The organism is Dehalococcoidales bacterium (assembly GCA_035529395.1).
Taxonomy (GTDB): Bacteria; Chloroflexota; Dehalococcoidia; order Dehalococcoidales; family Fen-1064; genus DUES01.
In genome coordinates this window covers 1-18,107 of sequence record DATKWT010000073.1, presented here as the reverse complement: position 1 = coordinate 18,107, position 18,107 = coordinate 1, and the positions used below count along the sequence as shown (strand labels likewise).

Here is an 18,107-nt window from a genome sequence, read left to right as displayed (position 1 = left end):
CTAGCGCAAGCGACCGCTGAGCCACAGCCAGAGGACAACCGCCGCCATCACCCCAAGGCCGATGATGCCGGTACCGCCACCGAGGAGGGGGTCGATGTCAGCGAAGAGGAAAGAGGGGAAGTAGGCCAGGAGTTGGGCGTTTAGTGCGGCGTGGGCTATGATGGGAGGGATAATACTGTTCGTGCTGATCCAAAGCCACCCAAAGATGACGCCGAGCAGCACGCACATCACCGTTATCATCAATATCCCCAGTAAGGGGTGGCCCGGATAGAGATGGCCCATCAGGATGAGAGGGGCGTGCCATATACCCCAGATAGCCCCTGAGATGAGACAAGCCTTCATCTTCCCGATGTGAAGGAGACTGGGGAGGAGGAAGCCTCGCCACCCCAGTTCTTCGCCGAAAGCGTAGAGCGAGTTCATCAAGACGCCGCCAACCAGTATGGTGAATCCGACGGCACCGAGCAGGATAGACGGTGAGATATCAGCGGCGACGCCGAGAGTGTCCAGGAAGTCTCGTAGCGTGGCGGCATCGCCGTCTATCCGGCCCCAACCCACCGCCAGCGTAATACCGTAGGTGACCGCGGCGATGCCCAGCATTAGCAGGTAAGCGTAGGCTATGTTGCGCTTCCTTCCCCAGCGTACCGCCGCACCTCGTAGCCCTTCCCTGGTGACGAACTGCAGAATGATAGCAGCAGCGAGCGCGGGAACGAACATCGCCAGTATCATTAATATGGGAAAGACAACCAGGTTATCGGTTCCACCAAGGCGCCAGTTAACCAGATCGATAAGCCACGTCGCCGGAAAAACGATGGCAACGAACAGGAGCACCCGCTGTCTTGCTGAGAGACGGCGTCCGGTAACAGTCTCCTGCAGTGGCATTTCTATTGCAGGCGTACTCTGCTCCTCAGCAGACTCGCCGTCAGCGCTTGCCGGAGGCGGTACTAACGTCATCGAAGGACCTTCTCTGCCACCAGGTCGGTAATCTTTTCGTTAGACATACTAACCGACATTTCGCCTATCAACTTGCCATATCCACCCCGGAGCAGAACCCCCTGCCGGCACCGGTCACTAGTGTAGTGTCTTACAAATGCCTTTACAGTCCCTGTCATTCTAGCAAGCCTATGAAAAACCCTTTCGACCAATCCCCGTGCGGCCCAGATGGAGCGCCCCTCAGAAGGGGCGGCGCCTTCCCCTTCCTGTCCAGGAAAAGCCTTCCTACCGAGGAAGGGGGGAAAGATTATATCTGGGGGACACCGGCAGAGTCTGGTTTCCGATTCTGCTAACGTCATTCTTTAAGAATGACGCCCAGAGACCCCTGCCAGAAGGGGGCGCCTCTCAGAAGAGGCGGGGCCCCTCTCAGAAGAGGGGGCGCCCCTAAGAAGGGGCGAAGCCCCTCTGGACTCCCCTTTTTCATCACCCTGTTAGACTCGTTCCGGGATACGTGTTTGCCCCCTGGATTCCAGCCTGCGCTGGAATGACATCAACATCCATCATACGTAAAGATATATATGAGACACTAGACTAGCGGAATGCCCGCTACCCGGGCATTCGGCCCCTTCTACGGAGCGACCTGCCAAGGTACTCAGCCAGGCGGAATACATGGACAGCCACGGCGGCCATTACCAGTTTGGGCACCCACAACCACAAACCGTTAATGCCCAAGGCCATGAACAGGACCGGGTCTTCTACCATGCTGTGGTTGATGCCGATTGAGACATGAAGGTGCTCCAGCTCTGCCTTTGTCAAGTCCCCTTGCCTTGCCCTTTCCTGAATAACGGCCCCGCCGTACATGAGACCGAAGACAACTGCAGTCACCCAGAGCATCGCCGCCCTATCGGATAGCCCGATTATCTTCATCAGTGGCCGGGAGATATTGAATAGCCTGTCCGTCCAGCCGAGCCACATCAGGGATTCCAGGGCTATCATGATAGCCATTATGATGCCGAATATCTTGGCCAGCAGGATGAGAGTGTCCAGGGCCCACTGCCCCATGGTTTCGAGAATCGGAGCACCGGTAGTGAGGCCTGCCACTCCGGAAATAATCTCGGATGTATTACCCAGGAACTGAGAGACAATCAGCACAGTGACAATAGCAGCCGCAAGGCGTACCAGTGTTACCCTGGCGGCATTGATTCCGGACCGGTGCTGGATAAGCCCTTCCATAATCAGGTTATGCGCAATCAAGACAAAAACGGCGATAAGTGTCATCTGGCCGATGCTGAAGGGAAGAACCGTCATCGTTGCTATGGCGGCGTATACATTGATTGTCATACCGCTGATTATCGGCAGTGCCGCTTCACTGGGCAGGCCAAGCCACCCCATCAGCGGCTTCAGCACCACCTCCGCATGGTATAGCCAGCCAGACCACTGCAGCAGCATAACCAGGAAAGAGACAGGGATAATGACCTTGCATATCCAGAGGAAGCTACCCCACCCTTTCTTTATCCCGGAGATGAAAGCGCCCTTAAGCTTCACCAGGTAACCGGATGTACCATTAGCTGCCAGCATTCACCTCCATGACGGTCAAACATCATTATAGAGTAATCCTTGCCCGGTGTCCCTGCGGTACCTGGCCACGTAAGAACTCCACCCCGCACACTATCATATTGACAGAGGTAATGAACACCTGTAGACTCTGTCTCAGGGGCAAGATAGCTGAGCAGCACGTTTCCCGGGAAAAGGAGGGGGAATTGGTTATTGACGTCCATTATCACTACATGCGCCTGCCCGCCAGTGACGACATTGCCCGGAACATGGCCTCCGGCCTTCTTCTCGATGCCGAAAGGGCCGGTGTCAAGAAATCCCTGGAGGATGTTCTACCGGTCTATCGTGACCTGATGGATGACCCCGAATGCGACAAACTTGTCAGACGGATGGACGAGAACGGCATTGATGTCACCGCAATCTGCGTGGTCGATAACGTGGACTTCGGTATAGACAATGAGCGTGTCCTACGCATCAATGATTACTGCGCAAAGGCTGCCGCCAAACACCGCGGCCGGCTCATCTCCCTGGCTGGTATCGACCCCAGAAGACCCGAAGCCCCTGCCCTGTTCCGCAAGTGTATCGAAGAATTCGGCATGAATGGCCTGAAATGGCACCCCGATAACGGCTACTATCCTAATAGCCCTGAGGCCTATGCAGTGCTTGAGGTGGCTAATGAGCTGGGTATGCCACTACTGACACACTGCTCCCCGCTGCCGCGGTCCCGCGCCAAGTACGCCATGCCGATTTACCTCGATGACATCGCGCTCGATTTCCCCAACATCGAAATTATTGCCGCCCACATGGGGCACATCTGGTGGCACGACTGGGCGGCTCTGGCGAAGTACAAGAGTAATATCACCGGCGACCTGGCCATGTGGCAGTTGATGTTTGTCAGTAAGCCGGGTCTTTTCCGCCGCTACCTGCGGGAGATTCTGGATATCCTTGGTCCGGAGCAAGTGCTCTTTGCCAGCGATGGTCCTGTATTCGAACCCATAGTAAGCAACCGGGATTGGGTGGGGATTATCAAAGGTCTCACGACCAGAGGTGCTGACGGCATTACTTTTACCGAAGAAGAAGTAGATGCTATACTCGGCGGCAATGCTGCCCGTATCTTTGGACTGTAGCAATAAGCACACGGCGTACTGATTATCAGGAAGCATTAATAGTAAGAAACGAAGCGGGAGGGTAACAAGCAATGCCATTTAAGATGTCACTTGAAGAAGCCCTGGAGCGGGGGCTTGAGCACATGCATGGAGGCTTTCACTGAGGGCCCAGCGTCCTGCAAGTTATGTGGGAAGCAGAAGAACTTGGTCCGGAGGACGTGCTCTGGGCATCCACCGCCTTTAACGGCGGCATCGCCGGACAGCAAAAGGCTCCATGCGGTGCCGTTTCAGCAGCAGCGGTCTGTCTGGGACTACGCCACCGCTGCCCTATCAGTGATAAGGAACGAGCTAACGAGGCCCGTGAGACCGCTCGTCGTGATGCCAGACTCTTCGTCTCAAGATTCCTGGATGAGTTTGGCTCAATAGCTTGCGGTGAGTTACTGGGTATTGATTTTTCATTGCCGGAAGGGTACCGTAAGTTCCGCGACTCGGAGATATGGCGTGATAAGTGTGATAATTATGTCAAGTTCGCCATCCGGCAGCTCTACGAACTGGCCGGGCCCTAGTCTGGAACAGACAGTATAGCGGTGCAGAGAGCTGTGATTGGGGGGAATATTGAACCATTCGCCCCAATCAGGCTTGGAGTCGCAGGATATAGAGTCATGCCAGCGAGACTTCTCTAGAGTGCGGATGGGCATGACTGTCTATGGCTGTAGGATAATATGTCGCTTATGACAGGATTACTAAAAAGTATGCCACTGCGTCTGATAATTGCCCTGGTGATACCGCTAGTAGCGGCCACGCTGCTGGCAGCCAGGCCAGTTGAAGCTGGCTGACCGGGGCAGTCATTCAGGCTGACGGTCGATGTCAGCCCGGCAGAAGGCGGCGATATCCAGGTGGAATCGCTGGTACCGGACGAATACCCTATGGATTACACTTATTCGGCCGACTACTCCGTGAGTCTCAAGGCAATACCGGCACCCGGTTACCGGTTGGTCAACTGGGTCGGTTCCGCTAGTGGTAACAATGAAACGGTCGAGCTCACGATGAGTTGCACTAAGAGCGTCACCGCCGTTTTTTCAATGGCAACCTATGCCCTGACGGTCCAAGTCGACACAAATACTGGCGGCGAGGTTACCGTGGAACCGCAACCCGGTACCGGAGAAGGCTACGCTATGGGAACACAAGTCACACTAAATGCCAATGCCGACGAGGGATATCGGTTCAGTCACTGGAGCGGTGATATTTCCGGCCGGGACAACCCGGTCACCCTGGCTATGAACTCGGTCCGGGAGGTAAACGCTCACTTCGTGAAGACTTCGACTTTCGCCTGGTGGTGGATAACCCCCGGTGCCGGTGTCGTCATTATCGCCTTACCGATATACTACCTGATAATCAGGAGACAGGGTTCCTCACGTAAGTAGCTCACTCCCGTTAAGTAATAACCATCAACAGCACCGTTCCGCAGGCTCAGTCAAGGTTGACACTCCCGACTGGTAATGTTATCGTTTCAGTACCGTAGACACTGATACTGACTTGTTCACAGAGAGGTCAATAATGATTCAACGCGGCATCATCCTCTTCATGGTAATGTCGCTTGTTATTATGGGCATACTCACAAGCTGCTCGGCTCCACCGGAAGGTTCCGCAGTGTGGTATTTTGACCGGGCTTATGAAATGGCTGCTAAAGGGCGCTTTGAAGAGGCAGTAAGTGAGTATACCTTGGCCATCGATGTCGACCCCGCCATGGCCAGGGCCTACATCAACCGAGCGGCTGCCTATGCCAGCCTGGAGAAGTATGACCAGTCCATAGCCGACTGCACCAAAGCCATCTCTCTTGATTCAGAACTGGCTCTTGCTTACACCAATCGCGCCTACGCCTACAACGCCCAGGGTAAGTATGAACTGGCTGTAGCCGACTGTGCAAGGGCTATTGAGATTGACCGCAGCATCGCCGAGGCGTATATCAACCGGGCTGGAGCCTACATCGGTCTCGGCAAATCGCACCTTGCAGTGGCCGACAGCAACAAGGCCCTGGAAATCAACCCTAACCGGGCCCTGGCATTCTTCCACCGTGCTCTTGCCTACAAGGACATGGGAATGAAGGACGAGGCAATAGCAGATTTCGAGAAGTTCATTACCATGACCAGTGACCCGGTGTTGAGTGAGACTGCCACCCACGAGATAGACCAACTTACCGGGGAAAAAGAACAGTCCCCATAGCGCCTGCCCAGCCCTCTCCCTCCTATTTCTTCGCTTTCAAATTGCATACCGTTATACCCGGACTATCCTGACCCCACAAGTGCGAACCCGGTCATTTGTGTTATCATTCAGTACAACCATAAGCTTATAGCCTGAATGTGAAACAGACACCATGCATTCTCTGGATATCTTCAGCCTTCAGTGGTTTCTCGCCCTGGCCGCGGTTCTCATCGCTGCCCTTGTTCGTGGGACAGCAGGGTTTGGCCTAGCCCTTGTTCTGGCGCCGATTCTTCTCTTTATTCTCGAACCTAAGTCCGTGGTCGTTGTCAGCCTGATTCTTGGTGTGCTCAGCCATATCATGGTCCTGGGTTCTTCATTCAGAGGATTGGACCTGAGAAGGATTCTTTCCATGATTGCCGGTAGCCTGATGGGTATCCCTCTGGGAGTGCTGGTGATAACGGCCATCAGCCCTTCCGCACTGAAGGTCCTCATCGGAGCAGTAATCGTGTTTTTCGCCGTACCTCTTGCCATCGGTTTCTCCAGAACCTTCCAGAGAGAGAAACCAATTGCCGTGGTCGCCGGTTTCCTCAGTGGCATTCTCAACAGCTCAACCAGCCTGGGAGGTCCACCGGTTGTTCTTTTCATGCATAACCAGAAGTGGCCCAAGGAGGTGATTCACCCCAGCCTGGCTGCGTACTTCCTCGTTGCCTCCCTGTTCACACTGTTAGGCCTTTTCATTGCCGGGCTGGTAGATATCCCTTTGGTTGTAACCGCAGTGTCTCTTGCGCCCGCGATGTTGGTCGGTGTCGGCATTGGAATGCTGGCATTTCGCAAAATAAACGAACATTTCTTCAGGATGCTCTCGATAGCCATTGTTTTCTGCTCCGGAATACTGGCAATCCTGTCCGGACTGGGCATCTTCCACTGAACTGCATCGTACCCGGGTAGCATGGCGGTTACCTCGCACAGGTTGAAGCCACTTTCGCATACCTGCATTTATTTACCGATACTTTCGCTCACCGTTAGTTAATCTTTACCTTATTTCTCCGGATCTTAATATCCACGAGGTATATTGATAAGTGCAGTGTAGTGTCTTATAAAGTCGACACGCCTGTAATAGCTTCGACAATGCTCCGTTAACGGCGGACAACAATATCCACCATGAGCATTTACCGCGGGAGGCAAGACTCCGAAACCGGCTTATCTCAGAGTGCCCAGATAATGGCTGGTGAGCTGTTTCTTGCGTACCTCGGGGTCGGTGTAATCAGGAAGGAGCATCGGGGCTACCCTGCTGTCGGCCGCGCCTGCTGTCTCTAACTCCCGATGAAAGTCACGGACGTGGTCAAGGGTCAGTTTGCCTTTAGCAGCATTTTCGCGGGCGAAAGTGGCGGCGTTACTCCCGGCTATTCTCCCGAAAACGAGCACGTCAAGCAGGGAATTACCCATCAGGCGGTTCTCACCATGGATTCCACCGGTGACTTCACCGGCGGCCAGAAGTCCGGGGATGGATGTGCGACAATCGGAATCTATCTTTAACCCGCCGTTCTGATAGTGAAGCGTGGGGTAGACCAGCATCGGCTCCTTTGAGATATCTATCCCCTGCCTCCGAAAGAGAATGGACTTACCCGGGAACTCTCTCTCCACGGTACCTTCTCCGGACAGGGCATCAATCATCGGTGAGTCCAGCCAGATACCCAGCCGGCCCGCAGGCGTAGGAACTCCCAACTTCCTCTCCAGACACTCCCTGATGAAGGCGGCAGATTCCACGTCCCGTGGCTCTCGCTCGTTGACGAACTGGTTGCCCTGGATGTTCACCATGTTCGCGCCCGCGCCACGGAACTTCTCGGTAATCAGCAGGCCTTCTACCTGCTCCGGGAACACTGCTCCGGTAGGATGGTACTGGACGGTATGCAGGAAAGATACCTCTACACCAGCCCGGTAGCCCATAACGAGACCGTCCGCCGTAGCCCCGTAATGGTTGGTAGTCATGAATCCCCGGATATGTAATCGACCGCTACCACCGGCAGCCAGTATTGTGGCTTTGGCCCTGACCACAATATACTCCTCGGTTTCCAGGTTGTAGAGCAGGGCGCCGGCACAGTGCCCGTGTTCGTCCAACAGCAACTCCACCGCAGGAACAAACTCCATCACCGTGATGTTCTCACGATTGCGCGCTTCGTCCCGTATTGTGCGCATAATCTCGGCGCCGGTGATGTCTCCGGAAGAGTGCATTCTCTTCCGGCTGGTACCACCGCCGTGCATGGAGTTCAACCTGCCGTCAGGGTATTTGTCGAACATCATCCCCAGCTTTTCCAGCCACTGTAGAACATCGGGTGCCTGAGTAACCAGTGTGTACACCAGCTCCGGGACGCATTTGAAGTGGCCGCCACCCATTACGTCCAGGTAGTGGAAATAAGGAGAGTCCTTTTCCGTTTTGGATGCCGCCTGGATGCCGCCCTCCGCCATCATGGTATTGGCGTCACCATGACGGAGTTTGGTAGCAATGACTATCTGCGCTCCCTCCTCATCAGCAAGAAGTGCGGCTGCTGTGCCGGCTCCCCCTCCCCCGATAATGAGGACATCGGTATCGATAGATGGATTCGACAGGTCCACTATGTCCGGGTCGACCCGGCTCCTGGCTTCAAAGATATCGGCAAACTCATCCGGCACAATGTAGCCCTTGTTAGGCCCCACCTTCAAAGCCCGCCGACCGGTTGGCTGGTGGTCCGGGTGGTACTTCTTGAGGATTGCATCACGCTCCTCAAGGGACATCGCGGAGAATTCCTCTCCCCGCTGCTTCCTGGCTATCCTTTCCGGTCTGGTTTTTTCTACGGCCTTTATGAGTTCTTGCAGTTCCGGTGTGTATGACATGCTCTGCTCCTAGAGGTATTCAGCATTGACCGGGACCCAGTCTTCACCGGCCATTGGGGGTTCCATCTCACGCTCCTGGTATCTACTGTGTAGTTCCTCTTCGCTCATCTTCATGAGCATTCTCAACCATTCCTCATGTCTGCCTTCGTTAATAGCTTTGACTGCCCGGCCCAGGTGTTCGGCTCGGGGAACAATTTTACTCCCGTATATCCTCCTGGCCAGCTGGGCGATATGATACTGGGGTAGTTCACCCATGCACCGACTGGCACACAGGCCACACTGGATACAGCTAAACGAAAGCATGGCTGCCCTGGCAATATCCCCTTGCTTGAGTGCGGAGATAACGTCCATCATCTGAACATCCATCGGACAGGCTTTGGTGCAGAGGTTGCAGGCAATGCAGCGGAACAGCTCCGGGTAGAGCTTGTATATCTCTTCCGGGGCCGACGTAAGTTTGGAGAAGTCGTAACGAGCGCGATTTGCCGGATAGAACGGGATTTGTGTCAGGTACATGTTCGGTTCGACTACCGTCTGGCAGGCAAGCCCAACGCGAAGCTTATACTCACCTTCCTTACGGTACACTGTGGCACAGGCCCCGCAGATACCACCCCGGCAGCCGCAGCCACGGATAAATTTGAACCCGGCGTACTCCATGGCTTTCATAATGGTCAGCGTCTCCGGGACCATGTACTGCTTGCCCATGACGTATACCGGAATCAGCTTACCGGTTCCGGTGGTACTCCGAGGTCCGGCCGGCAGGCTTTTGCTCTGCTCACTCCGGCCCCGTTTGTCTTCTATCTCACTCATCAGCACTCTCCGTGGATTTCCTGTGCATTTATCACCGGACAGCCACATCAATCATCGCAAAATACTGCCGGTGAGTCCAGTTCTTCAGTTGCATTGCCTTGGAAGGGCAGGTTACAGAACAGGCACCACAGCCTTCGCATAATGCCTCGTTAACAATGGCAACTTTCGTCCTTGCATCTACCTCTATTGCATGGTAGGTACAGACCGAAACACACTGTCCGCAGCCGGTACAGGTCTCTTCATCTACCGATGCAACTACAGGTTCGCGTAGAAGTTCACCCTGAGAAAAGAGTGACAATACCTTGCTGGCAGCGCCGCTTGCCGAGGTTATGGTGTCCGGTATGTCTCGTGGCCACTGTGCCGTACCGGCCAGGAAGATACCGGCAGTCAGAGTTTCCACGGGGCGGAGCTTAATATGTGCCTCTGTAAGGAAACCTTGCTCGTCGGAGGCGATGTTCAGTGTCCTGCCTAGCTCTTTGGTGATGGCACGAGGTATTATTGCCCTTGCCAGCACCACCAGGTCGGCAGAAATTTCTATATCTTTCGCAGCCAGCGTATCCACTCCCAGTATCCGAATATTATCGCCATCGCGTAGCATCGTCGGTGTATCACCCCGCAGATAGAGGATGCCACTATCATTCATTGCTCCCTGCACGAATTCCTCGAAGTCCCTGGCATCGGAACGCATATCCGTGTAGAAAATATATGCCTGACCCTCGGGGACAGACTGCCGGTAGAGCAGGGCCTGCTTGGCGATATACATACAGCAGACGCGAGAACAATACGGCACACCATTTTCAGGGTCTCGCGACCCGACACAGGAGATGAAGACTATTTCCTGCGGTATCCGGCCATCGGAAGGTCTCCTGATTTCACCTCCGGTAGGACCTGTTGGCGAAAGAATTCTCTCAAACTGAAGGCCATCGATAATATCAGGGTCCCGAGGGATGGCCGCGGTACGGTCCGGTGGCAGCAGGTCATATCCGGGGGCAGCAATGATTGCGCCCACTGCTTCATCGACAAACGTATCCTCATCTGCGAAGTCAATCGCTCCCGCAGGACAGATTTCCTGGCAGGCACTACACTCCCCATCATTGAAGTGAAGGCACTTAGTAGCGTCTATACGTGGTCGGAAGGGTACTGCACCGAGTGCCGGTATCTCAATCGCTTTTCGCCGGGAAAGCCCCCGGTCAAACTCCGATGGCACGGATACCGGACACCTGTCCAGACACAACCCACAGGCAGTACATCGGCCCCTGTCTACAAAGCAAGCCCTGTTTCGAATCTGTGCTGTGAAGTTCCCTATGTACCCGCTGACTTCCTCCACATCCGAGCAGGTATATACCTTTATCAGGGGGTGATGCGCAACCTCGTCTAATTTTGGTGCAATAAGGCAGCCAGTTCTCTCCAGGGTGGGAAAAGTACCCGCCAGTTGCCGGGCATGACCACCAATGGCGGCATCACGCTCTACAAGGATAACCTCGTGACCACCGTTGGCAATATCCAAGGCTGCCTGAATACCGGCAATCCCACCCCCTATTACCAGGGCGCGCTTGGTTAGTGGTGTAACCGACGGTGTGAGTTCCATATCGAGGCGCAGTTTCTCAATCGTAGTCCTGACTATGGCGATTGCTTTTCTGGTGGCGGTCTCTTTCTCCCTGACGTGAGGCCAGCTGCACTGCTCCCTGATGTTGGCTATTTCGACATGATAGGGATTGACGCCTTCCAGCGAAGCCGCCTTCCGGAACGTTCGCTCGTGCATAGTGGGCGTGCAACTGGCGATGATAACGCCGGTAAGGGCATTCTCACGAATCTGCTTTCTCAGCAGGTCCTGCCCCGGGTCGGAGCACATGTACATATAGTCTTCAGCATGAACCACGCCGGGATACCGGGAGATTTCTTCAACCACACGCGGTACGTCAACCGTCCCGGCAATATTGGTACCGCAATGGCAGACAAAGACACCTATCCTCTTCAGTCCCCTACCCATTATGCATCACCGGTAGTAACTCGCTCGTCATTTCGTCATGAGAAAAGAGCGACAGCACCTTGGCAGCCGCACCACTCCCCTGGGCAACCGAGTCCGGTATATCCTTGGGGCCCTGCGCCGCGCCCGCCAGGAAAATACCCGGACGCGTTGTTTCCAACGGACTTAACTTCGGGTGGTTCTCCATGATAAAACCATACATATTGACGTCAATGCCCAGTTTCCCGGCCAGGTCTTCAATTCCCGGGCTGGGAAGTATTGCCATGCCAAGGACTACCAGGTCGCAGGAGACCTCCACCTGACGTCCGGACAGGGTATCCGCACCCATGACCACCAGCTTCTCACCGTTCCGGAATATCCGTGATACCTTTCCCCTGATATACTGTGTTCCTTCGTCTACCACCCGTTGCAGGAACTCTTCATAGCGCTTGCCGGTTGTCCTGGTATCGATATAGAAGACATAGGCTTTCCCGTCAGGTACAGCCTCCCTGTAGAGCAGCGCCTGCTTGGCAAGGTACATGCAGCACACCCGCGAGCAGTGCGAGACTCCGTGCTCCGGGTCACGCGAACCGGCACAGGAAACGAAGACTACCTCCCTGGGGGTTGCCATGTCCGATGGCTTGAACGGCGCTCCCGCAGTAGGACCATTGGGTGCCAGTATTCTCTCAAACTGGATTCCGTCAATGACGTCCGGGTCTTCGGCGTATTCCGGTATCCGCTCCATTGGCATAAGCTCAAAACCGGTGGCCACGACAATAGCGCCAACTTCTTCGGTTAATATCTCCGGTTGCTGCTCCCAATCGATTGCTCCAGCGGGACAGAGTCGCTCACAAATACGGCACTGAGGCGGTTTCTTGCCCTCCTCCTTGTTTTCAATGAACTGCTGGTACCGGATATAGCGACAGTGCTCGGTATCAATCACGGCTTTGGCCGGTACAGCTTGCGGAAACGGAATGTAAATGGCTTTACGCTCTGCCACACCAGACTCGTATTCCGAGGGCACGTTTTCCGGGCATTTCTGCCAGCAAACACCACAACCGGTGCAGATGTCAGTGTTCACTTTCCTCGCTTTCTGCATAATCCGGACCCGGAAATTTCCGGCAGTACCACTTACCTGCTGCACCTCGGCGTATGTGAGCAGAATGATATTCGGGTGTTGACCGACCTCCACCATCTTCGGTGTCAGGATACACTGCGGACAGTCCAGTGTAGGGAAGACCTCGGAATACTGGGCCATATGCCCCCCGATACTCGGTGACCTCTCTACCAGAAGCACCTGGTACCCGGCGTCAGCAATATCCAGCGCAGCCTGTATACCGGCAATTCCGCCACCGATGACCAGCGCCCGTTTCGTGACAGGAACGGTAACAATCGAAGAAGGCTTACCATCGCGTAATTCCTTCACCGCACCGGAGATTCGCCCGGTTGCCTCATCGATGTTTATCGTACCCTCAACGGTTGTCTCCTGCTTTCCGTGAGGTCTCAAATCTACCAGCCGACTCCGGTCTCTCTCCAGACCTGCTGAAGACATCGCTTCGTGAAAGGCCCTTTCGTATAGCGACGGCGAGCAACTGGCCAGGACCACTCCATCCAGCTTCTTTTCCACCACCACACTCTTCACCAGTGATTGTCCCGGGTCCAGGCACAGGTCCGGACAGCTCTCGGCATGGACGACTCCGGGTAAGGTAGAAACGACATCTCGTAGCTGTTCTGTCGCCGACAGTACCAGAGGGCTCAAGCTACAGTGGCAGAGAAAAATGCCTATCCTCTCCATACTTTATGTCCTGCCGGGAAGCAGTCCTTTCTCGCAGAGTACCTCTTCGGTATTTCCGAAGTTCAGGTCAAACCCGCAGCGTTCCGGTTCCACACCCAGGGCAAGAGCCAGTAACTGGGTGAAGTAAATGATTGGTATGCCAGTCTGTACCTGCCCCAGGTTGTGACTGCACAGTGGGCAACTGACGACAATCGCCTCGGCTCCCAGCCCTGTTGCCATATTCAGGATGGTATGGGCACGCTCCTTCACAGAGTCAGGGTTATTTACTATCTCGAAGGCACCACAACATTCGGTAGCCAGCGGGAAATCGATAACCGTGGCACCAATGGTCTTGAGCATGTTCTGGAGTACCACCGGTCTCTCCACGCGGTCTATGGCGGCACCCTCGGGGCGTGTCAGGGTACAACCGTAGTACGGGACTACTTTGAGGCCATCCATCGGTCTTTTCACCTTTCCGGCAATAAATTCCCACCCCAGGTCATCCCTTAATACCTGCAGCAGGTGGACGACCGCCACCTGCCCGTCGTAATCAATCTCTTCGTCCATAAAGCGGTTGAGCGTATCCCGACTCTCCGGGTTATTCTTCATTAGAATATCAGCCCGCTTCAGGGTGTTATAGCAGAACGCGCACAGGGTAACTACTCGATTGCTCCCCTGTTCCTGGACACGTATCAGGTTGCGAACGGGCGCTACGTGGTGCACGAGGTCGTCATCCGCAAGGGAATAAACAGTACCGCAGCAGTTCCATCGGGGTAGCTCTACCAGATTGACACCCAGGACCGACATGGCAGCGATGGCTGAGTCTTCGAAGTTCCGTGCCCTGGTCTTGAGCGTACACCCCGGGTAATAACTCAGTTCCATCTTAATCCTAGCCGGTAAACTTCCTGAAACCACTGACGAGGGCTATCTGGGGCAATTCGGCGATAGCCTCCTGACCCATCTGTGAGGGAGAAACGAAGTCGATATTTTTACGTAACGATAGAAGCCTGAGGGCCTCCATCACGCGGGCGATGTCGACTCCCCTGGGACAGCGCACTGTGCAGGCCAGGCAGGAAGCGCATAGCCAGATTGTCTTGCATCCGGCAATATCCTCAGCCAGGCCCAACTGGACCAGACGCATTACCTGGTTCGGCAGCAGGTCCATGGCAAAGGACATGGGACAACCGGCGGAGCACTTGCCGCACTGGTAGCAGAGGTTAAGGTCCTGCCCACTGAGTTCAGAGACCTTAGCACAGAATTCGCTTCGTAGGCTTGCCCGTGATAGCTTGACCCTCACCTCACCTCACCTTCACCCTAGCAGGGTGCTGAAAAACTCTTTCGACCAACCCCCTGACCCCCTTCCTAGCCAGGAAGGAGCCTTCTGCGGAAGGGGGGAAAGATTGTATCTGGGGGGCACCCCCAGACCCCTGGCAAAGGGAGCTTCGGCCCCTCTCGGAAGAGGGGTGCCCCCTCTGTACTCCCCTTTTCCATCATCCTGCTAGAGATAAACAGGTACGGGCACATCTTATGGTACGGTGCCGATACCTCACTTCCAGAATAGCACATACGAAAGTCTCTCGTTTGCGATGCACATCCGTTTAGATGAAATACGCAGCACAGTATATAGTGATTCAAAAAGAAGACTGGTAAATAGTCTTCGTATTTCTGTCAGGATTTCACATTTAGTATCGTTTTACGACTTTTCCGTAGTTAAGAATCTGGTCATAGCGCCGGTACACGGCCATCAGCGGTTTCTTGACAGCAATCCGGTGCCAGGGGTCGATTGTGGAGGTAGAATTATACTGCGCAAAGCCGGGCCCTTGCCATGCCTCTTTAGTTGTGCTATTTGGAGGGACCTCAACCAGGTCCATAAGGGAAGGTTCTTCCCCTTCCTCGGGGCTGGGAATAACCCTTAACGACATTCCGGGGACCGGTTCGGCCTGGACAACCTCTATCGGTGTCTCCGGTCTGATGACACCGGTGCAGATGCGGTTCCCCCGCGGCCGCTCCATGGTCCCCGTAATCAGGTCACCTTCTTTTTCCAGCGTTATATGCGCCAGTTTCTTGGGATATCCCCAGATTTCCCGGCCCGCCGCCAACGGTATATCGGTATTAAGTACGATATGGGCAATGTAGAATCTCGGTTTTCCCTGCCACAGGCAACTGATACCGAGAATCACTTCATCGTAAGGACCCAGTGTGCTGAAGGGGTACTTGATGAATATCAGATTGGCCGTTGGCGGTGAGTTGATTTCCAGTCCCTCCGGAAGTATATCGAGCACTGCATCTTCGTCAGTCTCGTAGGTGAAGGAGATAGCCTCCACATCCTTGTAGTAGATGGGCGGCTTGCTATACAGGGGCGCATCAACAGGCATGCTGAAGCCGATGTTCTTCTTGTTCAATCGCCCTGATTTCGGCATTGGATTACCTCCTGTGATTTATATTGAATCCCTGCTCACATTGGTCAGGGGTTGCGGTTATTCTAGCCTCTATCCCGGCGAACTGTCAAAGCATATTCCTAGCAGGGTGCTGAAAAATCCTTTCGACCAATCCCCGTGCGGCCCAGATGGGGCGCCTCTCAGAAGAGGCGGGGCCTTCCCCTTCCTAGCCAGGAAGGGGGAAAAGATTGTATCTGGGGGGCACCCCCAGACCCCTGGCATAAGGGGGCGCCCCTCAGAAGGGGCGAATCCCCTCTGGACTCCCCTTTTTCATCAGCCTGCTAGAGCAGGTCAGAGTACGGCAGGGCAAATACCGGCACCAGGTGTTCCTTGGGTGCCCGTGGCCGAAGGTTTCGGAAGAACTCCCGCATGTTGTCGTCCACCGGTTCGTATCCCGTCAGCCGCATCGCCCCTTTCCAGACGTCGATGACCTCATTGGGACTCCCGGCGATAGGCCTCCAACTGGAGACTATGGGGAGATTGGTCGGGGGTTGTGACAGCCCGGCAACAAAGTCGTCCCACTGGTTGGGGGCTACTTCCAGTATTGCCAGACTATACGCCCTCACCGGCGTCTCCCGGCTTTCGGCAGCGGCCTTGTGCAGGACCTCCGGCCAGACGGGAGCCAGTGGTTCGAGCAAGCGCGAACGCCGCTCGGGAGCGAACTCTTCAAGCCGTGCCGCGTACTCTCCCCACGCCGGGTCCTCACTGGCTTTTCTACGGAAGTCCTGCAGCGCCGCCATGTCATCGAATTCCAGCACCTGTTTCACCTGGCAGAACCACTCCAGGTCGTTGTACCAGGCAATGACCATCCGGCATCCGAGACGCTTACAGACCGGTACGAACTTCTCCCGGGCGAAGGCGACGAAGTTATCCAGGGTCTCCGGACTGGCCGGCAGCAGGTTCAGTGTTTCCTCAAGGTATATCATTTTTTTACTCCGTCTCGATTATTTCTTCCGCTTTCCTTCAGACCAGGCAGTCCGGCAGCATTCAGGCCGGACCACTTCTCCTTGGTACCTTCCAGGGGCAGGACCACAGCGGGAACCTCCTCTTGTTTCATGGTTAGAGGGTTTGACGTGCCCAAACAATACATCACTTTGCCGTTGAGGTCAACACGGTCTGATGCACGTGGTACGTACACGCCGGGCAGTAGCCACCATTGACGTCCAGTTCAGCTATGAGATAACATGAGAACAGCCGGGATACTGGGACCCGGGTTGCTACTCTGACTGCACACAGGAGGAAAGCATGAAACTCTTCGAGCCAATCACCATCCGGGGCATGGAGGTCCCGAACAGGATTGTGTACCCCGCTATTCAGATGAATATGGGCTTGACCAATCGCCGAGCCCGGTCGTTCTACGCAGAACGCGCCAGGGGTGGTGCCGGTCTGGTTATAACGGCCAATACCGCGATAGATAACCTGGCGTGTGAGGAGTTGTGGGATGGCGCCGAAGGATTAGCTGCCTTCATCGGACGACTACGCGCGTTTGCAGACCAGGTCCATGAGGCCGGGGGTAAAATCGGTCTCCAGCTCTGGCAAGCGAACCGCTTTCCCCAGGGTCGTGGTACACAGGTCTCCAGTCAAGAGAAGTACCCGGATAGCGGCGAGCGAATAGCACCTTCGGCTAGAGAGGATATGCGCGAGTTGACTATACCGGAGATAGAGGCCATCATCTACCGGTTTGCCAAAGGGGCAAGGAATGTACGAGATGCCGGTTTCGACTGTGTTGAGCTTCACGGTGCCCATGCTTACCTCCCCTGCCAGTTCACCAATCCTGACCTGAACAGGCGCACGGACAAGTACGGTGACAGCCCGGCTGGTCGAATGCAGTTCGGTATCGACCTTGTAACCGCCGTGCGTGCATTTGTCGGTCCGGACTTCCCGGTATTGTTTCGCCTGGGAGCACTGGAGAAGGACGGAGAAATCGACGCCGATAGCATAACCTATGCCCGGGAGCTTGAGAAGGCCGGGGTGGACTGCCTGGACATCTCAACCGGTGGTTGGGGTAAGGTGCCGGTTTCTCCGGTAAAGCGGAACAAGATGGGGTCACTGGTCTATCTTGCCGAACCCATCAAGAAGGCAGTCAGCATTCCGGTAATCGCGGTGGGCAAGATAAACACCCCGGAAATTGCCGAGGACATACTGACCAAAGAACGGGCAGACATGGTGGCGATCGGGCGCCAGCTTATCTGTGACCCATTCTGGCCAAAGAAGGTGCGCGAAGGGCGGTTCGATGAGGTGATCGCCTGTGACTCCTGCAATATTAACTGCTACTCACCGGCTTTCGAACGCCGTTTGCCCGAAGGTGCTCCACTGTGTAAGTTCAACGAACGTGTTGGACGGGAATGGGAGATACCAGCTCCTGAGTAGGTGGCCCCCACCCGTTTCATTGTTGTGCCCGATTCCGATGTGATTCGTTGGGATACGCATACAGATACCAGCAGGCAACGCTCCGGTAT

The 18,107-nt window shown here is 55.1% G+C and carries 16 protein-coding genes; 6 read left to right on the top strand and 10 right to left on the bottom strand.

What is annotated here, in order from left to right; genetic code table 11:
* Together VMW13_04700 and VMW13_04695 are read right to left on the bottom strand one after the other, a co-directional pair.
* A complete protein-coding gene (locus tag VMW13_04700) occupies nucleotides 1–951 on the bottom strand; it encodes a CPBP family intramembrane glutamic endopeptidase (GenBank protein HUV44113.1) in 951 nt (316 codons plus the stop codon).
* Between the two features lie 585 nt (nucleotides 952–1,536).
* Entirely contained in the window at nucleotides 1,537–2,508 is a 972-nt protein-coding gene (locus tag VMW13_04695; GenBank protein ID HUV44112.1) for a nucleoside recognition domain-containing protein, read from the bottom strand.
* A gap of 182 nt (nucleotides 2,509–2,690) precedes the next feature.
* Between VMW13_04695 and VMW13_04690 the strand changes: the two genes are divergently transcribed.
* The 5 genes from VMW13_04690 to VMW13_04670 all read left to right on the top strand — a co-directional run bounded on the left by VMW13_04690 (nucleotide 2,691) and on the right by VMW13_04670 (nucleotide 6,720).
* Nucleotides 2,691–3,611, top strand: a complete 921-nt coding sequence (locus VMW13_04690) for an amidohydrolase family protein (GenBank protein ID HUV44111.1) — start codon at nucleotides 2,691–2,693, stop codon at nucleotides 3,609–3,611.
* A gap of 71 nt (nucleotides 3,612–3,682) precedes the next feature.
* Nucleotides 3,683–4,156, top strand: a complete 474-nt coding sequence (locus tag VMW13_04685) for a C-GCAxxG-C-C family protein (GenBank protein ID HUV44110.1) — start codon at nucleotides 3,683–3,685, stop codon at nucleotides 4,154–4,156.
* 288 nt (nucleotides 4,157–4,444) lie between these two features.
* Nucleotides 4,445–5,014: a hypothetical protein gene (locus VMW13_04680; GenBank protein HUV44109.1), complete on the top strand. Its 570-nt coding sequence runs from the start codon at nucleotides 4,445–4,447 to the stop codon at nucleotides 5,012–5,014.
* Between the two features lie 133 nt (nucleotides 5,015–5,147).
* The gene (locus tag VMW13_04675) at nucleotides 5,148–5,813 is read left to right on the top strand and encodes a tetratricopeptide repeat protein (GenBank protein ID HUV44108.1); all 666 of its coding nucleotides are present in this window, start codon (nucleotides 5,148–5,150) and stop codon (nucleotides 5,811–5,813) included.
* 151 nt (nucleotides 5,814–5,964) lie between these two features.
* The gene (locus VMW13_04670; protein ID HUV44107.1) at nucleotides 5,965–6,720 is read left to right on the top strand and encodes a sulfite exporter TauE/SafE family protein; all 756 of its coding nucleotides are present in this window, start codon (nucleotides 5,965–5,967) and stop codon (nucleotides 6,718–6,720) included.
* Nucleotides 6,721–6,992: 272 nt separating this feature from the next.
* On the opposite strand, the gene VMW13_04665 is transcribed toward VMW13_04670, so the two are convergent.
* The 8 genes from VMW13_04665 to VMW13_04630 form a co-directional block, all read right to left on the bottom strand.
* The gene (locus tag VMW13_04665; protein ID HUV44106.1) at nucleotides 6,993–8,663 is read right to left on the bottom strand and encodes an FAD-binding protein; all 1,671 of its coding nucleotides are present in this window, start codon (nucleotides 8,661–8,663) and stop codon (nucleotides 6,993–6,995) included.
* Between the two features lie 9 nt (nucleotides 8,664–8,672).
* Nucleotides 8,673–9,470: a 4Fe-4S dicluster domain-containing protein gene (locus tag VMW13_04660; GenBank protein HUV44105.1), complete on the bottom strand. Its 798-nt coding sequence runs from the start codon at nucleotides 9,468–9,470 to the stop codon at nucleotides 8,673–8,675.
* 31 nt (nucleotides 9,471–9,501) lie between these two features.
* Nucleotides 9,502–11,460, bottom strand: coding sequence for a CoB--CoM heterodisulfide reductase iron-sulfur subunit A family protein (locus VMW13_04655; GenBank protein ID HUV44104.1), 1,959 nt, complete (start codon nucleotides 11,458–11,460; stop codon nucleotides 9,502–9,504).
* Nucleotides 11,453–13,231: a CoB--CoM heterodisulfide reductase iron-sulfur subunit A family protein gene (locus VMW13_04650; protein ID HUV44103.1), complete on the bottom strand. Its 1,779-nt coding sequence runs from the start codon at nucleotides 13,229–13,231 to the stop codon at nucleotides 11,453–11,455. Before VMW13_04650 ends, VMW13_04655 begins: the two co-directional genes overlap by 8 nt.
* Before the next feature lie 3 nt (nucleotides 13,232–13,234).
* On the bottom strand, nucleotides 13,235–14,092 hold the full coding sequence (locus VMW13_04645; protein ID HUV44102.1) for a CoB--CoM heterodisulfide reductase iron-sulfur subunit B family protein: 858 nt from the start codon (nucleotides 14,090–14,092) through the stop codon (nucleotides 13,235–13,237).
* Between the two features lie 7 nt (nucleotides 14,093–14,099).
* Nucleotides 14,100–14,507: a 4Fe-4S dicluster domain-containing protein gene (locus VMW13_04640; GenBank protein HUV44101.1), complete on the bottom strand. Its 408-nt coding sequence runs from the start codon at nucleotides 14,505–14,507 to the stop codon at nucleotides 14,100–14,102.
* 385 nt (nucleotides 14,508–14,892) lie between these two features.
* A complete protein-coding gene (locus VMW13_04635) occupies nucleotides 14,893–15,630 on the bottom strand; it encodes an acetoacetate decarboxylase family protein (protein HUV44100.1) in 738 nt (245 codons plus the stop codon).
* Between the two features lie 299 nt (nucleotides 15,631–15,929).
* The gene (locus VMW13_04630; protein ID HUV44099.1) at nucleotides 15,930–16,574 is read right to left on the bottom strand and encodes a hypothetical protein; all 645 of its coding nucleotides are present in this window, start codon (nucleotides 16,572–16,574) and stop codon (nucleotides 15,930–15,932) included.
* Between the two features lie 319 nt (nucleotides 16,575–16,893).
* On the opposite strand from VMW13_04630, the gene VMW13_04625 reads away from it, so the two are divergent.
* Complete coding sequence (locus tag VMW13_04625) at nucleotides 16,894–18,018, top strand: NADH:flavin oxidoreductase (GenBank protein ID HUV44098.1); 1,125 nt, start codon at nucleotides 16,894–16,896, stop codon at nucleotides 18,016–18,018.
* Nucleotides 18,019–18,107: the final 89 nt, after the last annotated feature.

What these genes read in the sequence shown, in the direction of transcription:
- VMW13_04650 (HUV44103.1), bottom strand. Translation starts at nt 13,231, where the DNA reads ATGGAGAGGATAGGCATTTTTCTCTGCCACTGTAGCTTGAGCCCTCTG.
- VMW13_04660 (HUV44105.1), bottom strand. Translation starts at nt 9,470, where the DNA reads ATGAGTGAGATAGAAGACAAACGGGGCCGGAGTGAGCAGAGCAAAAGC.
- VMW13_04645 (HUV44102.1), bottom strand. Translation starts at nt 14,092, where the DNA reads ATGGAACTGAGTTATTACCCGGGGTGTACGCTCAAGACCAGGGCACGG.
- VMW13_04675 (HUV44108.1), top strand. Translation starts at nt 5,148, where the DNA reads ATGATTCAACGCGGCATCATCCTCTTCATGGTAATGTCGCTTGTTATT.
- VMW13_04695 (HUV44112.1), bottom strand. Translation starts at nt 2,508, where the DNA reads ATGCTGGCAGCTAATGGTACATCCGGTTACCTGGTGAAGCTTAAGGGC.
- VMW13_04625 (HUV44098.1), top strand. Translation starts at nt 16,894, where the DNA reads ATGAAACTCTTCGAGCCAATCACCATCCGGGGCATGGAGGTCCCGAAC.
- VMW13_04635 (HUV44100.1), bottom strand. Translation starts at nt 15,630, where the DNA reads ATGCCGAAATCAGGGCGATTGAACAAGAAGAACATCGGCTTCAGCATG.
- VMW13_04665 (HUV44106.1), bottom strand. Translation starts at nt 8,663, where the DNA reads ATGTCATACACACCGGAACTGCAAGAACTCATAAAGGCCGTAGAAAAA.
- VMW13_04655 (HUV44104.1), bottom strand. Translation starts at nt 11,460, where the DNA reads ATGGGTAGGGGACTGAAGAGGATAGGTGTCTTTGTCTGCCATTGCGGT.
- VMW13_04630 (HUV44099.1), bottom strand. Translation starts at nt 16,574, where the DNA reads ATGATATACCTTGAGGAAACACTGAACCTGCTGCCGGCCAGTCCGGAG.
- VMW13_04670 (HUV44107.1), top strand. Translation starts at nt 5,965, where the DNA reads ATGCATTCTCTGGATATCTTCAGCCTTCAGTGGTTTCTCGCCCTGGCC.
- VMW13_04700 (HUV44113.1), bottom strand. Translation starts at nt 951, where the DNA reads ATGACGTTAGTACCGCCTCCGGCAAGCGCTGACGGCGAGTCTGCTGAG.